General features: G+C 69.4%; 14 protein-coding genes and 7 pseudogenes. 12 read left to right on the top strand and 9 right to left on the bottom strand.

Translation table 11 applies throughout. The features are described 5' to 3' along the window. Window positions 1–2 precede the first annotated feature (2 nt). Window positions 3–662, top strand: a complete 660-nt coding sequence (locus ACWCV3_RS25720; RefSeq protein WP_451228645.1) for an HAD family hydrolase — start codon at window positions 3–5, stop codon at window positions 660–662. A gap of 6 nt (window positions 663–668) precedes the next feature. Here ACWCV3_RS25720 and ACWCV3_RS25725 read toward each other — a convergent pair. From ACWCV3_RS25725 to ACWCV3_RS25750, 6 genes and pseudogenes are all read right to left on the bottom strand, one after another. Beyond that, a pseudogene (locus ACWCV3_RS25725) lies at window positions 669–779 on the bottom strand (undecaprenyl-diphosphatase); the annotation flags it as partial. 700 nt (window positions 780–1,479) lie between these two features. After that, the gene (locus tag ACWCV3_RS25730) at window positions 1,480–2,160 is read right to left on the bottom strand and encodes a 4'-phosphopantetheinyl transferase family protein (protein WP_451228648.1); all 681 of its coding nucleotides are present in this window, start codon (window positions 2,158–2,160) and stop codon (window positions 1,480–1,482) included. Next, window positions 2,150–3,016 carry a metallophosphoesterase family protein gene (locus ACWCV3_RS25735; protein ID WP_451228651.1) on the bottom strand — a complete coding sequence of 289 codons (867 nt, stop codon included), beginning with the start codon at window positions 3,014–3,016 and terminating at the stop codon, window positions 2,150–2,152. The genes ACWCV3_RS25730 and ACWCV3_RS25735 overlap by 11 nt, the downstream gene beginning before the upstream one ends. Before the next feature lie 430 nt (window positions 3,017–3,446). Further along, a complete protein-coding gene (locus ACWCV3_RS25740; protein WP_451228682.1) occupies window positions 3,447–4,088 on the bottom strand; it encodes a transposase in 642 nt (213 codons plus the stop codon). Between the two features lie 27 nt (window positions 4,089–4,115). Continuing rightward, window positions 4,116–4,190: pseudogene (locus ACWCV3_RS25745) on the bottom strand (transposase domain-containing protein); the annotation flags it as partial. A 32-nt stretch (window positions 4,191–4,222) separates the two neighbouring features. Continuing rightward, window positions 4,223–4,504, bottom strand: a pseudogene (locus ACWCV3_RS25750) (transposase domain-containing protein); the annotation flags it as partial. On the opposite strand from ACWCV3_RS25750, the pseudogene ACWCV3_RS25755 reads away from it, so the two are divergent. From ACWCV3_RS25755 to ACWCV3_RS25770, 4 genes and pseudogenes are all read left to right on the top strand, one after another. Then, window positions 4,388–4,819 (top strand): annotated as a pseudogene (locus ACWCV3_RS25755) (IS5 family transposase); the annotation flags it as partial. The pseudogenes ACWCV3_RS25750 and ACWCV3_RS25755 sit on opposite strands and share 117 nt — an antisense overlap. A 37-nt stretch (window positions 4,820–4,856) precedes the next feature. Further along, a complete protein-coding gene (locus tag ACWCV3_RS25760; RefSeq protein WP_451228654.1) occupies window positions 4,857–4,988 on the top strand; it encodes a DUF4430 domain-containing protein in 132 nt (43 codons plus the stop codon). A gap of 754 nt (window positions 4,989–5,742) precedes the next feature. Further along, window positions 5,743–5,967 carry a DUF5988 family protein gene (locus ACWCV3_RS25765; RefSeq protein WP_451228657.1) on the top strand — a complete coding sequence of 75 codons (225 nt, stop codon included), beginning with the start codon at window positions 5,743–5,745 and terminating at the stop codon, window positions 5,965–5,967. Between the two features lies 1 nt (window position 5,968). Beyond that, complete coding sequence (locus ACWCV3_RS25770) at window positions 5,969–6,184, top strand: hypothetical protein (protein WP_451228660.1); 216 nt, start codon at window positions 5,969–5,971, stop codon at window positions 6,182–6,184. A 130-nt stretch (window positions 6,185–6,314) separates the two neighbouring features. On the opposite strand, the gene ACWCV3_RS25775 is transcribed toward ACWCV3_RS25770, so the two are convergent. The 3 genes and pseudogenes from ACWCV3_RS25775 to ACWCV3_RS25785 all read right to left on the bottom strand — a co-directional run bounded on the left by ACWCV3_RS25775 (window position 6,315) and on the right by ACWCV3_RS25785 (window position 8,376). Continuing rightward, window positions 6,315–7,058: an ISAs1 family transposase gene (locus ACWCV3_RS25775; RefSeq protein ID WP_451228663.1), complete on the bottom strand. Its 744-nt coding sequence runs from the start codon at window positions 7,056–7,058 to the stop codon at window positions 6,315–6,317. After that, entirely contained in the window at window positions 7,001–7,459 is a 459-nt protein-coding gene (locus ACWCV3_RS25780; protein ID WP_451228666.1) for a transposase family protein, read from the bottom strand. The genes ACWCV3_RS25775 and ACWCV3_RS25780 overlap by 58 nt, the downstream gene beginning before the upstream one ends. Before the next feature lie 268 nt (window positions 7,460–7,727). After that, window positions 7,728–8,376: pseudogene (locus ACWCV3_RS25785) on the bottom strand (DUF4232 domain-containing protein). A gap of 484 nt (window positions 8,377–8,860) precedes the next feature. On the opposite strand from ACWCV3_RS25785, the gene ACWCV3_RS25790 reads away from it, so the two are divergent. From ACWCV3_RS25790 to ACWCV3_RS25820, 7 genes and pseudogenes are all read left to right on the top strand, one after another. Next, complete coding sequence (locus tag ACWCV3_RS25790; RefSeq protein WP_451228669.1) at window positions 8,861–9,241, top strand: hypothetical protein; 381 nt, start codon at window positions 8,861–8,863, stop codon at window positions 9,239–9,241. An 842-nt stretch (window positions 9,242–10,083) separates the two neighbouring features. Beyond that, window positions 10,084–11,001, top strand: coding sequence for a transcriptional regulator (locus ACWCV3_RS25795; protein WP_451228672.1), 918 nt, complete (start codon window positions 10,084–10,086; stop codon window positions 10,999–11,001). A 121-nt stretch (window positions 11,002–11,122) separates the two neighbouring features. Continuing rightward, a pseudogene (locus ACWCV3_RS25800) lies at window positions 11,123–11,834 on the top strand (transposase); the annotation flags it as partial. A gap of 584 nt (window positions 11,835–12,418) precedes the next feature. Continuing rightward, window positions 12,419–12,715: an acyl carrier protein gene (locus ACWCV3_RS25805; protein WP_381944999.1), complete on the top strand. Its 297-nt coding sequence runs from the start codon at window positions 12,419–12,421 to the stop codon at window positions 12,713–12,715. Continuing rightward, entirely contained in the window at window positions 12,708–13,820 is a 1,113-nt protein-coding gene (locus ACWCV3_RS25810; RefSeq protein WP_451228675.1) for an acyl-CoA dehydrogenase family protein, read from the top strand. The genes ACWCV3_RS25805 and ACWCV3_RS25810 overlap by 8 nt, the downstream gene beginning before the upstream one ends. A 45-nt stretch (window positions 13,821–13,865) precedes the next feature. Continuing rightward, complete coding sequence (locus tag ACWCV3_RS25815) at window positions 13,866–14,951, top strand: HAD-IIIC family phosphatase (protein ID WP_381944996.1); 1,086 nt, start codon at window positions 13,866–13,868, stop codon at window positions 14,949–14,951. 210 nt (window positions 14,952–15,161) lie between these two features. Next, window positions 15,162–20,266 (top strand): annotated as a pseudogene (locus tag ACWCV3_RS25820) (type I polyketide synthase); the annotation flags it as partial.

Consider the following 20,266-nt stretch of genomic DNA (forward strand, 5'->3'; position numbering starts at 1 on the left):
CCATGATTCGCGCTGCGGTCTTCGATGTCGGTGAGTGTCTGGTGGACGAGACGACGGAGTACGGGACCTGGGCCGACTGGCTGGGCGTGCCCCGGCACACGTTCTCGGCTGCGTTCGGCGCGGTGGTGGCCCAAGGGCGGGATCACCGCGAGGTGTTCGAGGAGTTCCGGCCCGGCTTCGACCTCGCGGCGGAACGGGAGCGGCGGGCTGACGCCGGGATGCCGGAGGGGTTCGGAGAGTCCGACGTGTACGCCGACGTCCGCGACACCCTGGCCACCCTCCGCGCGGACGGCCTCTGGCTCGGCATCGCCGGCAACCAGGACGCCCACGCCGCCCGCCTCCTGCGGCAACTCTTCGCCACGGACGTCGACCTGATCGGCACCTCGGCCGAGTGGGGAACCGCCAAGCCCGACCCCGCCTTCTTCGCCCGACTGACCTCCCTGGTCCCCGCGGAACCGGACGAGATCCTCTACGTGGGCGACCGCCTCGACAACGACATCCGCCCCGCGGCGGCGGCCGGCCTCCACACGGCGCTTCTGCGCCGCGGCCCCTGGGCCGGACTGACCTGGCCCACGAAGGACGCCCGGCGCCTCCCGCTGTTCCGCATCGAGAGTCTGCTGGAACTGTCGGGCCTGATCAGGGGGTTCAACCGTTCGGCATGAGAGCGGTCAGCCCGCCGACTCCGCCGCGTGCGGCGTGACCAGGGCGATGATGACGACGCCCAGCGCCACCCGGTAGTAGACGAAGGGCATGAAGCTCCTGTTGGAGATCCACTTCATGTTCGGCAGTACGGTGACAGCGGCGACCACGGCCCACAGCCCGTCCCAGTGCAACTGCGGATCGTGGAATCGGGCGTGCACCCTGGCCCGACGGCGCGCTTCCCGCTCGGATCGGTGGTACTGGTGGCCGTCCCACCAGTACCCCGTCGCCATGCGGGTGACCGGGAACGGGCCGGCAAGACACCTCGATCCGCAGGCCGAGCCGGTGTTCCGTGCGTCGGCGTGCGGCCTTTGCGAACGCCCTGCTGGTCAACGCGTGCACGACCCAGGCGGCCATGGCCATCCACAGAATGACGACCAAGGTCTCCCCGAGAGTCGCCAACGCCCGGACGACCAGGGGAGCGGTGGCGAGCCCCCGGACCAGGAATAGGCCACCTGGGAGCCGCCCATACCGACGACCACCGCCACAACGGCGAGCAGGCTGGTGAGTCCGGTCAATACCAGGGAACGGTACACTCCCTGCGCAGCTTCGACGTACCAGCGCAAGGGGCCGCTTCCCGCAGGCAGCCTCATTCGCCCCATCATTTCGCCACGGCAACGTGCCAGCCGGGAATCGATCCCCGGCATACGGAAGAACGTACGTCGGCCGAGCCGCGCGAGGTATCCCGCTACGCCCCCTGAGCGGTGGGCCTAGCCCCACTTGACCATCGGGTGCCGGCTCGACGGCGGTGCCGCACAGCATCCGACCGCAGGGGCGGGGTCAGACCGCGGGGATCGTCACCGCGGTGGCCACCAATCCCTGGCCGACCGTCCATCGTCCCTGGAAGTGCCCGAGCCGACGGCCGCCGACGAGCGGTCCGGGAACGAGCAACTCGGCGCGGAAATGGCCACATGACACCGCTCCGGGGTCCGCATGGACCTCGATGTCCGCCTCCTCGAAGCCCAGCCACTTCCCGGTCAGGGGAAACCAGGCCTTGTAGACGGACTCCTTCGCGCTGAACAGCAGCCGGTCCCAGTGGACGGCGGGCCGCTGCGCGGCCAGCAGCACCAGGCGCTCCCGCTCCCGTGGCAGGGAGACGACGTCCAGGACGCCGTTCGGGAGCGGCCCATGGGGCTCGGCGTCGATGCCGAGCGAGACGAGGTCGGTGGTGCGGACCAGGGCGGCGGCGCAGTAGCCGTCGCAGTGGGTCATGCTGCCGGCCAGGCCTGCGGGCCATACCGGTGCGCCGCGCTCACCGGGCAGAAGGGGCTGCGGAGGCACACCGAGCTTGGCCATGGCGCGGCGGGCGCAGGCGCGCACTGCAGCGAACTCGCGCCGGCGCGTCTGCACGGCCTGCGCGACGACCGCGACCTCCTCGGGATACAGCGGGGCCTGGTCGGCCCCGTCGTCGCCGAATGACTCCACGGCCACCACCGAGTCCGGGAGCAGCTCAACGATCAACGGTTCCGACCTCCAGCGGCAATATGCGGCGCAACTTGCCCGGGGGGTGCGGGCGACTGCGCCACTCGCGGGGATATCCCACGGACACCTCTTCGAAGCGGACACCCTCGTGCCAGGTGGTCCGCGGGATGTGGAGATGCCCGTAGACCATGGCGGCCACGCGGAATCGGCGGTGCCAGTCCGCGGTCAGCCGGGTGCCGCACCACATCGCGAACTCGGGGTACCACAGGACGTCCGTGGGGTGGCGATCGAGCGGGTAGTGGTTGACGAGCACGGTGGGCAGGTCGCCGGGGATCGCAGCGAGTCGGAGTTCGGTCTCGGCGACGCGGGCCCGGCACCAGGCCTCGCGGCTGGGGTACGGGTCGGGATGCAGCAGATATTCGTCGCTGCAGATGACGCCCGTGCCGCGCGCGTGGGCCAGCCCCTCGTCCTTGGTGGTGCAGCCGGCGGGCAGGAAGCTGTAGTCGTACAACAGGAACAGCGGCGCCACGACGACCGGGCCGCCGGGCCCGTCCCAGACCGGGTAGGGGTCCTCGGGGGTAGTCACGCCCATGTCACGGCACAGGTCCACCACGTACTGGTAGCGGGCGGTGCCGCGCAGAGTGACGGTGTCTTTCGGGTGCGTCCACAATTCGTGGTTGCCCGGGGCCCAGATGACCTTCCGGAACCGGCCGGCGAGACTCTTGAGGGCCCAGCGGATGTCGGTCACGGTCTCGGCGACGTCCCCGGCCACGAGCAGCCAGTCGTCGTCGGAGGTGGGGCGCATGCTCTCGACGAGGGCGCGATTCTCCTCGTAGCCGATGTGGAGATCGCTGATGGCCAGCAGTTGCCCGGTACTCCTGGCCGCCGATGTCACCGTTCGTCCCCTCCCGTCGACGTGAATGGCACTACCAGAACACATCCCACAGCGTTCGGACCAGGCCGTCGGGCGTCAATTGAACGAATCGAGTTGCCGGTTGCCGCATGAGTGGGGCTAGACCCACCGGTGAAGGGGCGTAGCGGGATATCAGACGGGGGGCGGCGATCGTAGCCTCTCCGGCGTCGGCTGCTCCTGCGGCCGGTCAGGTGAAGTGGGCGGGACACCAATGGGACGCCCGAGATAGTCACACCAGACATCAGGAGGACCCCATGCGCCACTCGGCACGTGTCGTTGCCTGCGTCCTCGTTCTTGCCGCTCCACTCGCATTGAGCGGCTGCGGCATGCCCGACAGTCTCGATGAGCGCTGTGCGGGAAGCTCGTGCACGGTTCACGTGCACTCCGGATCATCGATCAATCTCGAGAACCTTCAACTGAGCGTCAAAGAGGTGAGCGACAGCTCTGTCACGCTCGGTTCGCATGGCGTCAGCATGAAGGTGGGCAAGAACCTGGACCTCAAGTTCGGAGGCCATCGGTTCCACCTGGTGGCGGCCAAGAGCGGGACCGCGGACATCAAGATCAGGTAGAGAGCGAACTCGCCCCGGTGTTGGCTGGGTTGGGGCCCGCCGCCCAGTGCGGCAAGGGCCCCGGCGACCCGGTTCGGCGGCCACAGGAACTGCCGCTCGACGGGCAGGATGCGGTTGGCGGGCACCCGCCACAGCAGATCGGCGCTACTGTCGGTGAAGGCCCTCCACAATCGCACGCCGAGGAACTCCCGGTCCGCCAGGACCAGTTCGCCGGACTGGCAGGAGCGTGACAGGCGGCTGGCCAGGGTGACTTCGCCGGTGCGGCAGCCGGCCGGCTCGGCATCCAGCACGAGGTGGGTGCCCACCTCGATCAGGCAGGCCATCCGCACCTGGGGAAGGCTGGGTTTGTCGTGGCCGCGACCGTTTCGGGGACGGCCGAAGGCGGCCTCGTTCGCCGGGCTGTCGGCCACGTCCCAGCAGGTGCCGTCCACTGCCAGCAGCCGCAGCCCGCGCCAGAAACAACCCGGCGTGGCCTCGGTGCCCATCGGCCCTACGGTCGTGGCAAACAGCACCCGCAACGGCTCCGATCCCAGGCGCTGGCGGGCCCGAAACAGCGACGACTTCGCAGGGATATGCCACTCGCCCAACAGTCCCTGGCCACGACCTGATGCCGCATCACCTCCAGATACGGCGCCGGCGAGAACAAGGCAAGGGCGAGAAGGAAATACACCACCAACCGAGCCGACAGCAGGCGTACACGCCGCTCGTCACGACCGCAAGCGGCCACCACACGATCCACCAACCCAGGCCGATACACCCAGTTCAGCAGTCCTAGCCCGATAACAAGCCGGGTTCCAAGATGCACGTCCTGTCGGACGCGAACGGACTGCCCCTCCTCGTCGGCGTCTCGGGCGGCAACACCCACGACAGTGAAGGGCTGAAGCCGATGCTCGTGGGTCACCAAGCGAGACACGACCCTCACCGGGGCCGGTACTTCAAGCCTCAGCGCCTGCATGCGGACAAAGCCTACGACCGTGCCGACCTGCGGAAATGATTACGTGGCAAACGCGTCGGGGTCCGGCGCGCACGCAGGGTTTCGAGTCCAGCGAACGGTTGGGCCGTCGCAGGTGGGTGATCGAGCGCACCATGGTCGTGGCTGTCCGGCTACCGCAGACTCAGCACCCGCTGCGAACGCAATCCCTGTAACTACCTGGCCTTCCTCGAACTCGCCGCAGCCCTCTGCTGCTACAAGCGACTCCTCCGCCTCACCACGTAGGACACGGTCTTGGTACCCGTCCTTCGACGACTACCTCGTGGAGTCCGTCAAGAGTGACGCCATCGCCTACTGGAGCATCTCCGTCAACGGCACCCCGACCCCCGTGGGCGGCTGCCAGTTCAAAGTGAAGGCGGGGGACACGGTGGCGTTCACCTGGACGGCTCTCTGAGCCCTGCGCGGCCGGTGCTGCGAGGTGAAGGAGGACCGGGATCGAGCTGGGGGGAGTTTTTGGAGTTCCTTTGGGATCTCTTTAGGAAAGGGGTTGGATTCCCGGCCGTTCGGGTGTTCAACTGCATCGGTGTGCTTGGGGCCGCGTTGTTACGATCAAGCCCAAGAAGCTGGGTGAGGCGCCCGAGTATCGGGGGTTGGCAATGAGTGTCGATCACATAATTCGGCTCGACGAAATGCGTGGATACGGCTTTTCCCGAAGTCCAGGAACCACCGCGATGTGCCAGGCCCGCCTGAGTACGTAGGAGGGGTGACAGGGCTTCTGATGCCCCCCGTCCGGAGTTGACGGGGAAGCCCCTCGTCTCCGTATGCAGACCAGGGCCGGGTGCGCCCCCTCACAGCACCCGGCCCTTTCCGAGCCGGTCACCTTCGGAGCCATCGGCGGTGTCCTGACCGGCCGAGCTGGAGCCCGGCAGGTTCACCGATCTCGTGAACGAGCCAGTCACTCCATCGAGAAGGGGGTCGCCATGACCGAGCTGTCCACTCCGGCGGCGGCGCGTACGGGCCAGCGCTCACGGACGTGGTGCGCGGTGTGACCGGCGAGCAGATCGACATGGACGGGCGGGGCGGGACGGCAGGCCCATGGCCGCGAATCCGGAACGGCCCCTGTCGTGGCCGACTTCGAGCAGGGCGGCTCTGCGCCGCACATGCGTGGTACGTGCGGGAAACGCAAAAACCAGAGAGTAGGGAAAGTCATGGACGACAAGAGCGCTCCCAACGTGTTCCTTCGTGGCGGTTCAGGCACGTTCCTCTCTGATGAGGAACGGCTGCGCTATGTCCCCGATCTCGACGTTGAGAAGGTCAAGGTGCTCTGCGGCAATCGCTATGAACACTTCGAGGCCAGTTCCGAGACGACTCTCATCGGCGACCGCGCACTGAAGGTCTTCGAGTGGGCCCACTGCACATTTGTGGCGGAGTGACATGAATACCGAGACGTTGGAGTTCCAGGCCGAGGCGCGGCAGCTCTTGCAGGACGCCTTCCTGAGTGACCTGATCCCCGACGCCTCCGACGCCCTGGGTGACCGGCGCCTCGCCGGTCTCACGGACGACAGCCTCGGCGCCGTGAAAGACGTACGGCTGGCGCCCCGGCCGGCTCGCCGGCGTGCCTCGTCAGTGACGTCGAGGAGTCGGCCGTGACGGCCGAGCTGTTCACCGACCGCCTCACCCGGACGGTGTGATCGACTCGGTCGAGGCGCCTTCAGGGCACACCCCTGCCGTTCCGGCGTACGGGCAGGGCCCCGGGGAGAGTCCTGATCGTCCGGTTTGATCACGGGATCCCGTGGAAGGTGAGGATGGTTTCGAATTGGGTGTGGGCGCGTCGGCCGCCGGCGATGTTGGCCCAGCCGGCCCGGTGGAGGGTGGCTCGGGTGCGGTCGCGCAGGGAGCTCATGGCGGCGGGGGTGTGATGGCGGCGGACCTGGCTTGCGTCCTTGGCGAAGGTGACGTCCATGGTCCAGTGCACGGTGTTCTCGATGATCCGGCGGCCCCGTGCCCAGGCCGCGATCTCGGTGACCGCGTAGACGGTCTCCGTGCTCCACTTCTTGGCCCCGAGACGGCGACGCCGACGGCGGATGCGCACGACCTGACGCGCGTGCGGGACGAGCAGCCTGTCGACGGTGACGACCTGTACCTCCCGCTTCTCCTCGCGGCCATGTCCCCGGCCACGAGAGCGGTGAAGGACCGGCGTCTTGGACCAGGGCAGGTTTCTCAACTGCCGGGCGAGCGTGTGCTGGTTGTTCTTCACCGAGAGCAAGCAGTGGGCGCCTCGCTGTTCGACCAGGTAGCGGGCGTGCTCCTTTTGCGCGTGCAGGGCGTCGACGGTGACGGCGGCGTCGGCCAGGTCGCGATCGTCGATGGTGTCCAGGAGCGGGGCGGACTCGAGGATCTCGTTGGTCTTCGCGCCGATCTCGCACAGGGCGGCGGTGAGGGCATCGTCGTGGCGGACCGCGGTCATCACGAACACGCGACTGCCATCTGCGCGGACGGCGCCGCGCAGGCACTTGCCGTCCACAGCGAACGCCCCGCGCCGCGGCTGTGCCCGCCGCTGCGGATGGGGGCGAATGCGCGATGGGCGCGGCGCTGCTCGCGTTCCATGGTGCCGTCCGGGTTGCATGCCTGCACAGTCCAGGGAGCCAGCTGGGCGAGGCGGGCGAAGCCGGCTGTGGCGAGCGCACTGGGATCCACTTTGGCGAAGGCGTCACGCAAGGTCCGCTCTCCCGGCGCGCGGAAGCGCCCGGCGAACGGTTCGAACCGGCAGCCAAGACGGGCCAGGATCTCCTGGTCGCAGCGGCGCCCCCATTCCGCAATGGAGGCAAGGGAGTTGTGGCCCGCGCACGTCATCGCGCATACCCCCACCGCGAGCAGCGTGGCCAACTGGAAGCGCACTCCGCGCCGGTCTCGCGGATCGACCACGCGCGCCAGGGTGTCGAGCAGCCCGGGCGGCACCACCGTCTCGGCAGTCTGCGCAGGTGAGGGCGCTGTGCGAAGGGCCAAGGACGTCGGGGAGGATGGAGCAGCAGGCACGGCAACCTTGCGGGTCTTGAAGCGTAGGAAACCCCATGATCCACAAGTGCCGTGCTCGCCTCGTTCAGGGCCTTCGCCGACGCGCTACATGATCAAAACGGGACACACGGGCCTTCCCCTGGGCCTTGGGGAACAGCTCGGCGTGCTGCGAGCCCGTTCAGGAGCTGGAGGGAACAGCGTCCGCCGCGGAGGTGTGCCAGTTGGTGACGATCGGCTTCTCGACGGTGATGGTGCCGACCGGCAGGAAGACCGGGTTCGGATCGTCGCCGCCGGTGCCGACGATGATGCTGTTCAGCTCTTTGCCCCGTTTCCGCCAGTGCTCTTCGTGTTCACTCCGGCGTAGGCGGTGGTTCCCCCGCTCAGCGTGATCTGCTTGCCGGCGGACTGCTCCGCCGGGCCCGCCTCGGTGCCGTCGGATCCGAACGCCACCATTGGGAGCGCGGCGGGCAGGATGCAAGTGATGCCTGACTTGGCCTTCGCAATGATCAGGGTGTATCCGCCGGCCTGCGTCTCGGACGTGGTGCTCCAGGAAATGTCGTTGACGCCACAGATCTGCCCGACTTCGCCCTTCCCCCCGTTGCCGGAGCCGGAGCCGTCCTGGGTCCCTTTGCTCGCTCCGGCGGAATTCTCGGCGGCCGTACGGCTGTCGTCTGCGGTGGACGAACCGGATGCGGTGGTCGAGTTGCCGGAAGGAGTGGAAGAAGAAGCATTCTGCGAGGCGTCCGTGTCGCTGCCTCGGCAGGCGGTCATCAGCAGCCGGCGGTGATCGCCGCGGTGACGACGGCCTTGCGCAGGTGGCGGTTCATAAAGAGAAGTCCTTCCGGTGTGGGGAGTAGCGGGGTCGGCGGCGCTTGTGCCCTTCTCCCGCTCCATGATCATCATGAAGGCCCTAGGTCGCCATATGCACGCTCGTCCTCGCATCAGGACGTCGCCGCTGTACAGGCGTGACACAGCAACACATCGCTGATCACAAGCGGCCATGCTCTCGCTGCACTTGGGCCTGGCTGGGTGTCACGCGATCAGACCGGGCGAACCCGACTCGCCTCGGAGTCCCGGGGCTACGGGATGTTCATCTTCGTTTAAGTCGCACAGCCATTGCGGTGCCATTCTTTTCAGGCAATGGCTCGGTTGACCATGGGTGTTCAACTGTCATATCCGGGCAGTTGAACGGAGACCGGGAGGCGCGTGCGATGGTACACATTCTGGGTAGGGCACGTGGCCGCACGTTGCGTCGTCCCCATGGCCCGGTTACTGTTCCGAAATACGCGGCGACAATGAGAGGTGACGTACGTGGGGCACAAATTCTCCCTGGTTCTCAGCCGGGAAATCACCGATGAGGAATCGGACCTCCTGCGGGAGGCCGGATTCGCCGAAGCGGCTTTCCTGTCCGATTCGCTTCCGACTAACGCCGATCTCACCGTCACGAAGATAGAATTCGATGACACGGTGTCGCCGACCCTGGCCGAGGCGATCGAATCAGCTCTGGAGACGGTGAAGAAGGTCCCTGACCTCACCGTGCCCGGCCTGAGCGTCCCGGCCGTGCCGAAGGAGTCTTCGCAAAACGAGCCGACCGTGCTGGTCGGAGAGGTGGTCGACTCGGCCGCCGTCGAGGAGCCGCCGGCCAAGAAGCGGAGGACGAAGAAGGCGAGCGCCTCGGCCGAAGTCGCGTAGCCGCTACGAACGCAGCGAAGCTCCGGCCGGCGGGAGTGACTCTCCGAGTCACTCCTCGACAGTCGGAGCTTCGCTGTGTCTGCCCGTTGGGCGACGTCACGGCTCCTTCGGCGGCAGGTGTTCAACCAGTGCGCCGTCGTGGTTGAACACCTGCCTGCGCCTGATCGGCTCCGTTCCGCCTCAGCTGTGTGGGCCGCGCGGCCTCCGGGCGGTTTCAAGTCAACCGCGAACACCGCACCGCCTGCATAAGCGCCTGCGTGATCTACTGACGACCACGCAAGCCATCAGGTGTTGCGAAAACCCCAAGAATCCGCCGGGGGGTTCTAGCGATCCCCGCAACACCCTGCAGTTCAGGGAGTTGCGGGGATCGTGAATTTTTGGGGAGTTGAAGGCAGGTTCTTCGAGGCGCTGGACCGTGAGAACGGCAGTGTCTCGGGTGCAATCCCCGGTCAGGGTCTGCGGCCTACTTGGTGCAATCCGGTCATTAATCCCGAACGAGGTGAACTCGAAGTGTCTGGAAAGTTCGTAAACGGGAGTTTATGTAAGGAATTCCAGAGATGTCACATAGGTAATGCTGTGCCGAAAAGAAGTCGCAAAAATGGATGGCGCACCCTGGAGGGAGAGATGAGGGGCTGTTAGCCTATTTGAGGAATCAAGGACTCCTGTTCGGCCTGTCCAGCGAATCTACCGGCATCGGGTGAGTGCGTGGACTCCGGCTTGTTCACGGGAGGCAGCTCGATGTGGTTTTACGGGGGTAAAAGATGAGCCTTGTAGGACACGATTTAATTCCGACTGGGGATAGTTTCAGGGGTGTTACTTCTGAAATTGTTTCTGTTCCGATCATGCAGGTGTTGCCTGGCGAATCGCCCCGTTTGGGAGGCGAGGACAAGGCTCACGTGGTGCGGCTGGCGGCGCTGGACTGCGCGCTTCCACCCATTCTTGTCGACCGAAAAACCATGAGAGTCATCGACGGTATCCACCGTCTGATGGCGGCCTCCATCAAGGGTCATAAGTTAATCGACGTCGAGTTCTTCGACGGCAGCTGTGAGGACGCATTTCTTAGGAGCGTCGAGGCGAACGTCGAGCACGGACTCCCACTGACGCACGCCGATCGCACGGCGGCAGCACTGCGGATCCTCAAGTCGCATCCGAACATGTCGGATCGTGCCATCGCGAAGTCCGCCGGCCTCGGCGCCAGGGCGGTGGCTGAACTACGCCGTTCATCCGATTGCGTGCCGAAGTCGGAGTTTCGCGTCGGGCGCGACGGTAAAGTCCGGCCGCTGGACGGTGCCAAAGGCCGGCTGCGCGTGGCGGAGCTCATCATGGAGAATCCGGATGCCTCCCTGCGCCAGGTGGCCCGGGTGGCCGGGGTCTCACCCGCGACGGTGCTCGACGTACGGCGGCGGCTGGAGCGCGGTGACGAACCGGTCCGGCGCCCCGAGGCCCCCGTCGACACCGAGGCGGCATCCCCGAAGGATCCCGGTTCGTTCCAGAACCTGTCCGAGGTTGTGCCTCAGTTGACGGCCACGCTCGAAAAACTCATGCGTGATCCCTCGCTGCGGCAGAGCGAGCTGGGGCGCCGGCTGCTGAGGATGTTCAAGGAGAACGTGTTGGGCGCCAAGGACATGACTGACATCGTTGCCTCAGTGCCCTCGCACTGCATCGAACTGATCATTCAGCTCTCTCGCCACAACTCGCAGATCTGGGACGAGTTCGCCGAGGAGCTGAAGCGGCGAGCGCAGGTCGGCAGGCCGCACTAGCCTGCGCGTTTCACGTGCCACGGTGTCCGGATCTTGAGCGGGAACGCGAAAGTGCCTTCTGAGCTGGGACGATGAGGCGTGTCTAAGGTCTGCGTCGTTCCAGCAGGAAGGCACTTTCTGCGTGCACACCACCAGGTCGCGCCCTGAACTCGTCGTCTCGTCCGACGGGCGCGGTGTGATCAACCACGCCGGATCCCGCCTGCTGGCCGATCTCGCCGATGCCACCGGCCTGACCGCATCCTTCACGGACGCGCTGCGCCGACTGCGGCCCCGCGGCACTGGACACAACCCGGGCAGGATCGCGGTGGATCTGGCGGTGATGCCCGCCGACGGCGGGGAGACCATCACGGACCTGGCTCTACTGCGCGATCAGGCCGAGGCGTTCGGTCCGGTGGCCTCCGCTTCGACCGCCTGGCGGCTGCTGGCCGGCATCGATCCTGCCGCCCTCGCGGCACTGCGGGTGGCCCCGCGCCGCCGCCCGCGAAGTCGCCTGGATGCAGGCCGCCGATACCGCCCCCGGGATACCCGCGGCCCACGCGGGCGGACGCGACCTTGCGGGCCTGGTCCTGGACATCGACGCCACACTCGTCACCTGCCACTCCGAGAAGGAACACGCGGCGGCCACCTACAAACGCGGCTTCGGCTACCACCCGCTGCTGTGCTTCCTGGACAACACCGGAGAAGCCCTGGCCGGAGTGCTGCGGCCGGGCAACGCCGGAGCCAACACCGCGGCCGATCACATCGCCGTCCTCGAGCAGACCCTGGCGCAGATCCCCGACGCCCACCGCCACGGCACCGACATCCTCATCCGCACCGACAGCGCCGGAGGCGCACGAAGGCATTCCTGACAGCCCGTCCCCCGGCGCCACTCTGTCCCTCGGCGCCGATCCGAACCCCGGCGTCAGTCCGATCCCCGCCCCTGCCCCGACCCCCTCGACGGCGCACGCCCCCGACGGGCCGTCACTCGCAGCACCCGCCCGACCGGCCTCCGGCGGCCCCGCGCGCTCGCCGCCGGCCTCTCCGCCCCCAGACCGACGGACGTCCCGGACACGCCCCGTAGGACACACCGCCGCCCCGGTCCGGATCGCGGCATCGCCCGGTGGGGCGTCAGCAAGACCCGGACGGGTCAAGCCTCTTGCCGGCTCCGGACCGGTGCGCGGGTGCTCAACCTCGCCGCTTCACCTCCTCCGGCGGACCGCCTTATGGTCGGCGTGTTTCCTCAGGCGGCGGGTGAAGCCTCCGTCGGCAGGTGCATCACTGTGATCGAGCCGGGGGGGCCGCCGGGCCGGCGTCCGTAAGGGGGCGTCCGGTTCTTCAGTGCCGTTGCCTGCGTTCACGGATCGGCGACGGCGCCCTGTGGCGCGGAGGGTTTCCGCACGCCCGGACAGGGCTTTCACGACTATGGAGGGTCGATCTGATGACCGCTGACCAGAACATCGAAACCGCGGCGATCAGCGCGCCAGAGATTGAGAAGGCGCTGCTGGCCTTCCTTGCTGGACATATCAGCTCGACGGTCGAGGTCGATCAGGACCTGTTCGGGACCGGGCTGGTCACCTCCATGTTCGCGATGCAGCTGGTGGTCCACCTGGAGGAGGCTTACGACATCGCGATCGTCGGACCGGAGCTGAACATCGACAACTTCCGGACGGTGCAGCGGATGACGGAGCTGGTGCTCAGGCTGCGCGCGCAGGAGGGCGTGACCCAGGGTGGCTGAGACCCTGTCGGAGCGGTTCGCCATGGTCGACGGGCTGGTCGGTGACCAGCCCGGGGCCTGGGACGTGGCCGGTGAACTGCCGTGTGACCTGCTCGTCGAGCTGGGCGCGGCGGGCATTCTGTGCGCGGAGGTCCCGGAGTCCTTCGGGGGGCTGGGTCTCAGCAGCGCCGACAACGGGGCGCTGACCGCGCACGTGGGGCGGCACTGTAGTTCCCTGCGGAGCATCATGACCTCGCAGGGCATCGCCGCCGCGACGATCCGCCGCTTCGGCGACAAGGCGCAGCGCACCCGCTTCCTCGGCGACCTGACCGGCGGACAGCTCGCGGCGGTCGCGTTCAGCGAACCCGACGCGGGCAGCGACCTCTCCGCCATGCGGACCAGCGTCGTCTCCGACGGCGACACCGTCGTCGTCAGCGGCGAGAAGAAGTGGACCACCGGCGCCCGCTACGCCGACCTGCTGATCGTCCTCGGACTGGACGCGAACGGCGTCGGAGCAGCCGTCGTCGTTCCCACCAACGCCCCCGGCGTCCACCTGGACCTGGTGCAGAGCCCGCTCGGCTGCCGGGCGGCCGGGCACATGAACCTGCGTCTCAACGAGGTGCGGCTGCCCGCGTCGTACCTGCTCGGCGGGGGCGGCCAGGCGCTGGGCATGCTGTTCACCACCGCGCTGTCCTACGGCCGGATGTCGGTCGCGTGGGGCTGCGTCGGGATCATCCGGGCCTGCCTCGACGCCGCGACCCGGCACGCGGCGACCCGCACCCAGGGCGGACTGCCGCTCTCGGACCGGCAGTTGGTCTCCCGCCACCTCGCCGACCTGCTGGTCGCCGAGCAGGTCTCCACGCAGATCTGCGCGAACGCCTCCCGCAGCTGGGACGCAGGCTCCCCGGACCAGGCCGTCGCCGCCGTACTCGCCAAGCACGTCAGCGCCGGCCACGCCGCACGCGGCGCCGCCACCGCCGTGCAGGTACTCGCCGCGGCCGGCTCCCAGGACGGCCACGTCGTCGCCCGCGCCTACCGGGACGCGAAGCTGATGGAGATCATCGAGGGCAGCAACGAGATCTGCCAGCTCATCCTGGCCGAGCACGCGCTGTCCCTGACCCGGTAACCCGCACCGCAGGACAAAACCCCACGCAAGCTCGCAGGAGGATCCGTGTCCGACAAGCCGACCCTGGTGAAGTGCCTGGTCTGGGACCTGGACAACACGCTGTGGCAAGGCACGCTGCTGGAAGACCCCGACGTCGAACTGTTCGAGCAGGCCCGCGAGGTGATCGAGACGCTCGACTCCCGGGGGATCCTCCAGTCGATATCCAGCAAGAACGACCACGACCTGGCCTGGGAACGGCTGGAGAAACTCGGCCTGACCGAGTACTTCCTGCACCCCCAGATCAACTGGGGCCGCAAGTCGGACTCCGTGACCGAGATCGCCGAGCAGCTCAACTTCGCGATCGGGACCATCGCCTTCATCGACGACCAGCCCACCGAGCGCGCCGAGGTCGAGTTCGGCGCGCCCGAGGTGCGCTGCTACGCCGCCGAGCAGCTCACGGAACTGCTGGACCTGCCCGAGTTCAGCCCCGAGGTCGTCACCGTGGACGCCCGGCGGCGCCGCGAGATGTACCAGGCCGGCTCCCGCCGCGAGGCCGAGAAGGAGTCCTTCAACGGCCCCGACGAGGAGTTCCTGCGCTCGCTCGACCTGGTCATGGAGATCAAGCGGGCGGACGGTGAGGACATCACCCGGGTCGAGGAACTGACCCTGCGCACCAGCCAGATGAACGCCACCGGCGTCCACTACTCGGACGAGACGCTGCGCGCCCTGCTGACGGACCCGAAGCACGAGGTGCTGACGGTCAACCTCACCGACCGCTTCGGCCCGCACGGCGCCGTCGGCGTGATCCTCCTCGAATACGGCGAGACGGTCTGGCGGCTCAAACTCCTCGCCACCTCCTGCCGCGTCGTCAGCTTCGGCGCCGGAGCGGTGCTGCTCAACTGGCTCGTGGACCAGACCGCCCGAGGCGGGGCGCACCTGGCGGCCGACTTCCGGCGCACCGACCGCAACCGGATGATGGAGATCGCCTACCGGTTCGCCGGATTCACCGACGACCCCGGCGACCGCCCGATCCCGCAGTCGGTCCCGGCCGAGCCCGGAGCCGACGGCATCCAGGTGCTGTACCTGGCCGCCGACCGCCGCGAGGGCCCCACGACCATGACCGTGATCGCGCCCGAACTCGGTCTGGTCTGACAGCAGTACCCACGCCGCCGAAGCGACTCGGCGGCGCGGGCGGTGGCCGGTCCTCCGTATGCGTTCCACATATCAAGCCCGAATGGTGCTCTGCTGCGCACTCACACACGGCGCGCCGATCGGCGTCTTGAGCTGAATGCCGAGCCGTGCACCGATCCCAGTTTCGTGTGCAGGGAAATCCAGGGAGCACCAGAAATGAGCGAGTCCGAGAAGGCCGTCACGGCCGAGCCGCTGGCCGTCGTCGGCATGGCCTGCCGCTACCCCGGCGGAGTCAGATCCCCCGAAGACCTGTGGCGGATCGTCGCCGACGAGCGCGACGTCATCTCGCCCTTCCCGGAAGACCGCGGCTGGGACGTCGCGGCCCTGTACGACCCGGACCCGGACGTGCCCGGCCGCAGCTATGTCAAGCGCGGCGGGTTCCTCCACGACGCCGCCGACTTCGACGCGGCGTTCTTCAGCGTCTCCCCGCGCGAAGCCGTCTCCATGGACCCGCAGCAGCGCCTGCTCCTCGAAGTGTCCTGGGAGGCTCTGGAGCGCGCCGGCCTCGACCCGGCCGCCCTGCGCGGCACCCGCACCGGCGTGTACATCGGCGCCGAGGCCCGCGAGTACGGCCCCCGGCTGTCCGACGCGCCCGACGGCATCGAGGGCTATCTCCTCACCGGCACCGCCGGCAGCGTCGCCTCCGGCCGCATCTCCTACACGCTCGGCCTGCGCGGCCCGGCCGTCACCGTGGACACCTCCGCGTCCAGTTCCCTGGTCGCCCTGCACCTCGCCGCGCAGGCGCTGCGCCGCGACGAGTGCTCGATGGCCGTCGTCGGCGGCGCCTCCGTGATGTCCACCCCCGGCAACTTCATCGCCTTCAGCCGCCTCAAGGGCCTCGCCCCGGACGGCCGCTGCAAGGCGTTCTCCGACGACGCCGACGGCACCGTCTGGTCCGAGGGCGTCGGCGTCCTGCTGCTGGAGCGCCTCTCGGACGCCCAGCGGGGCGGCCACCGCGTGCTGGCCGTCATTCGGGGCACGGCTGCCAACTCGGACGGCGCCAGCAACGGACTGACCGCACCCGACGACCGCGCCCAGCGCGCCGTCATCCACGCCGCACTCGCCGACGCCGGGCTCGAACCCGGCCAGATCGACATCGTGGAGGCGCACGGCACCGGCACCCCGCTCGGCGACCGGACCGAGGCCCGCTCCCTGATCGCCGGCTACGGCGGCACCAGACCGGACGGGCGCCCGCTGTACGTCGGCTCGGTCAAGTCGAACATCGGCCACACCCAGGCCGCGGCCGGCGTGGCCGGCGTCATCAAGACCGTCATGGCCCTGCGCCACGGCGTCATGCCCCGTTCCCTGCACATCGACCACCCCACGGCCGAGGTCGACTGGGCGGCTGCCGCAGTCCACCCCCTGACCGAGGCCCGCCCCTGGCCCGACCTGGACCGCCCCCGACGCGCCGGCGTCTCCTCCTTCGGCATCAGCGGCACCAACGTGCACACCATCCTCGAACAGGCCCCCACCCCGGCAGACGCCGCTTCGGCCACGCCGGACGAGCCGACCGCGTTGCTGGTCTCCACCCGCACCGAGCAAGCCCCCGACCCGGCCGACGCCGCTTCGGCCACGCCCGACGAGCCCACCGCCTGGCTGGTCTCCAGCCGCACCGCCGCAGGGCTGGCCGAGCAGGCGGCCCGGCTCGCCGCGCACCTGGACCGGCATCCGGGACTCGACCCCGCCGCCGTCGCTTGGTCTCTGGCGACCACCCGGTCGACGTTCGAGCACCGCGCCGCGATCACCGGCGCAGGCCGGGACGAACTGCTGTCCGGGCTCGCCGCGCTGGCCGAGGGCGGCCCCGCAGCCGGACTGGTCGCCGCGCAGGCGCAGCCGGCCGGCCGGGGGAAGACCGCCTTCGTCTTCCCCGGCCAGGGTGGCCAGTGGCTCGGTATGGGTCGTGAACTCGCTGCCGCGTCACCGGTGTTCGCCGCGCGGCTGGCCGAGTGCGCCGCCGCGCTGGAGCCCTACGTCGACTGGTCGCTGGACGAGGTGCTGGCCGGTGCCCCGGGCGCGCCCGAGCTGGAGGCCGCCGCTGTCGTGCAGCCCGCGCTGTGGGCCGTCATGGTCAGCCTGGCCGCGCTCTGGGAGAGCGCCGGGGTGAGCCCCGACTTCGTCGTCGGACACAGCCAGGGCGAGATCGCGGCGGCCACCGTCGCCGGGATCCTCTCGCTGCCCGACGCCGCCCGGACGGTCGCGCTGCGCAGCCACGCCCTGGAGGCGCTGGCCGGGGCGGGCGGGATGCTCTCGATCGCCGCCCCCGCCGCGCTGGTGCGGGACCTGCTCGGCCGGCACGGCAGCGCGCTCAGCGTCGCCGTCGTCAACGGCCCGGACGCCACGGTCGTCTCCGGCGACCTCGCCGCACTCGACACCTTCGCCGAGGTGTGCGCCGGCGAGGGTCTGCGCACCCGCACCGTCGCCGTCGACTACGCCTCGCACAGCCCGCAGGTCGAGCGCATCCAGGGCGAACTGGCGGAGCGGCTGGCCGGGATCGTCCCGCGCCCCGCCCGGACACCGATGGTCTCGTCGATGAGTGGACAACTCCTCACCGGCCCCGAACTCGACGCGGAGTACTGGTACGCGGGCCTGCGGAAGACGGTCGAGTTCGACGCCGCGATCCGCGTCCTCGCCGACGCCGGCTGCCGGGTTTTCGTCGAGACGTCGCCGCACCCGCTGCTGGTCGGCACGATCGGCGAGATCTTCGAGGACCTCGCGCACTCCCGCCCCGAGGACGAACCCGCCGTCCCCGTCGTCACCGGCACCCTGCGGCGCGACGAGGGCGGCCCCCTGCGGGTCCTGCACTCCTTTGCCGAGGCCCACTGCGGCGGCGTCGAGATCTCCTGGCCGGCGGTGCTGCCCGCCACCCCCGTCGTCGAACTGCCCACCTACGCGTTCCAGCGCACCCGCTACTGGCTCGACGGCACCGGCACGCTCCTCAACGCCACCGGACAGGTCGTCGCGGCCCCCTCGGCCCGCACCAGGACACCGGCCGGCGCGGCGGTGCTGCGCGAGCGGCTGGCCGGGCTGTCGGGGACCGAGTCCACCGCACTGCTGACGGACCTCGTCCAGGCACACGTGGCCGCGTCCCTCGGTCACGCCTCCGGCGACGAGATCGACCCTCGGTACACGTTCAAGAAGATCGGCTTCGACTCCCTGACGGCGGTGGACCTGCGCAACCGGCTCGTCGCCGCCACCGGGCTCGCCCTGCCGGTCAGCCTCGTCTACGACTACCCGACCCCCGAGGCACTGGTCCGGTCGATCAAGGCCCACCTGCTCGGCGAGGAACCCGAGACCGACCTCCCCGCCCCGCGCCGGACCGCCCGCGCGGACGACGACCCGATCGCGATCGTCGCCATGTCGTGCCGCGTGCCCGGCGGCGTCACCGGACCCGAGGACTTCTGGGACCTGCTGAGGACCGGAACTGACGCGACCTCGCCGTTCCCCGCCAACCGAGGCTGGGACCTGGCGCAGCTCTACAACCCCGACCCCGAGCACTCCGGCACCCACTACTGCGCGCGAGGCGGCTTCCTCCACCACGCGGGCGACTTCGACGCCGCGTTCTTCGGCATCTCGCCCCGCGAGGCCACCGCCATGGACCCGCAGCAACAGGTGCTGCTGGAACTCGCGTGGGAGACCCTCGAACGCGCGGGCCTCGACCCGACCGGCCTGCGCGGCTCGGACACCGGCGTGTTCGTCGGCGCCACCCACTCCGGCTACGGCAGCGCTCTGCCCAACACCTACGAGGGGCACCTCCAGACCGGCATCGCCAACAGTGTCGCCTCGGGCCGGGTGGCCTACACGCTCGGGCTCGAAGGCCCGGCCGTCTCGGTCGACACCGCGTGCTCCTCGTCGCTGGTCTCCCTGCACCTCGCGGTGCAGGCACTCCAGGCGGGGGAGTGCTCGCTCGCGCTGGCCGGCGGCGTGTGGATCTTCGGCGACCTCGCCTGGCCGGTCTACTTCAGCCGGCAGCGCGGCGTCTGCCCCGACGGCCGCTCGAAGGCGTTCTCGGCGCAGGCGAACGGATTCGCCATGGCCGAAGGCGCCGGCATGCTACTGGTGGAACGGCTCTCGGACGCCCGCCGCAACGGACACCCGGTGCTCGCGATCGTGCGCGGCAGCGCGATCAACCAGGACGGCGCGAGCAACGGCATGACCGCGCCGAACGGCATGGCGCAGCAGAAGGTGATCCGCGCCGCGCTGGCCAAGGCCGGCCTGTCCCCGACCGACGTGGACGCGGTCGAGGCACACGGCACCGGCACCCCCCTCGGCGACCCGATCGAGGCGGGCGCCCTGATCGAGACCTACGGCAAGGACCGCCCCGAGGACCGGCCGCTGTGGCTCGGCTCGGTGAAGTCGAACATCGGGCACACGAACTGGGCCGCAGGCGTCGTGGGCGTCATCAAGATGGTCCTCGCGATGCGCAACGGCCAACTGCCGCGCACCCTGCACGCCGAGGAGCCCACCCCGCACGTCGACTGGTCCGCCGGGAACGTCCGCCTGCTCCAGGAGCGCATCGACTGGCCGGAGACGGGCCGGCCGCGCCGGGCGGCGGTCTCGTCCTTCGGCATCAGCGGGACGAACGCGCACGTGCTGCTGGAGCAGGCGCCGGAGTCGCCGGAGCCTGAGGTGAGTGGTGGTCTGCCGGTGGTGGCCTGGCCGGTGTCGGGCCGCTCGGCGGCGGGGCTGGCCGGGCAGGCGGGACGGCTGCGGGAGTGGGTGAGCACCCGGCCGGAACTGGGGATCGCCGACGTGGGACGGGCGTTGGGCTGCTCGCGTGCGGTGCTGGAGGAGCGCGCGGTGGTGGTCGGCGGCAGCGTCGAGGAACTGCTGTCGGGCCTGCAATCGGTGGCCGCAGGGGAGCCCGCTGGTTCCGGTGTGGTGGTGGGCCGGGCCGGCTCCCTGGGGAAGGTGGGGTGGGTCTTCACCGGGCAGGGCGCGCAGCGGCTGGGAATGGGCCGGGGGCTGTACGAGGCGTTCCCGGTGTTCGCGACGGCGTTCGACGAGGTGTGCGGGGCCTTCGACGAGGTGCTCGGCGGTTCGGTGCGGGACGTGGTCTGGGGCTCCGACGCCGAGCTGGTGAACGAGACGGTGTGGGCCCAGGCGGGCCTGTTCGCCGTGGAGGTGGCCGCCGCCCGGCTGCTGGAGTCGTGGGGTGTGCGGGCGGACGTGGTCGCTGGGCACTCGATCGGGGAGTTGGCGGCGGCGTATCTGGCGGGGGTGTGGGAGCTGGAGGACGCGTGCCGGGTGGTGGCGGCGCGCGGTCGACTGATGCAGGC

Source organism: Streptomyces sp. NPDC001781 (genome assembly GCF_053596035.1).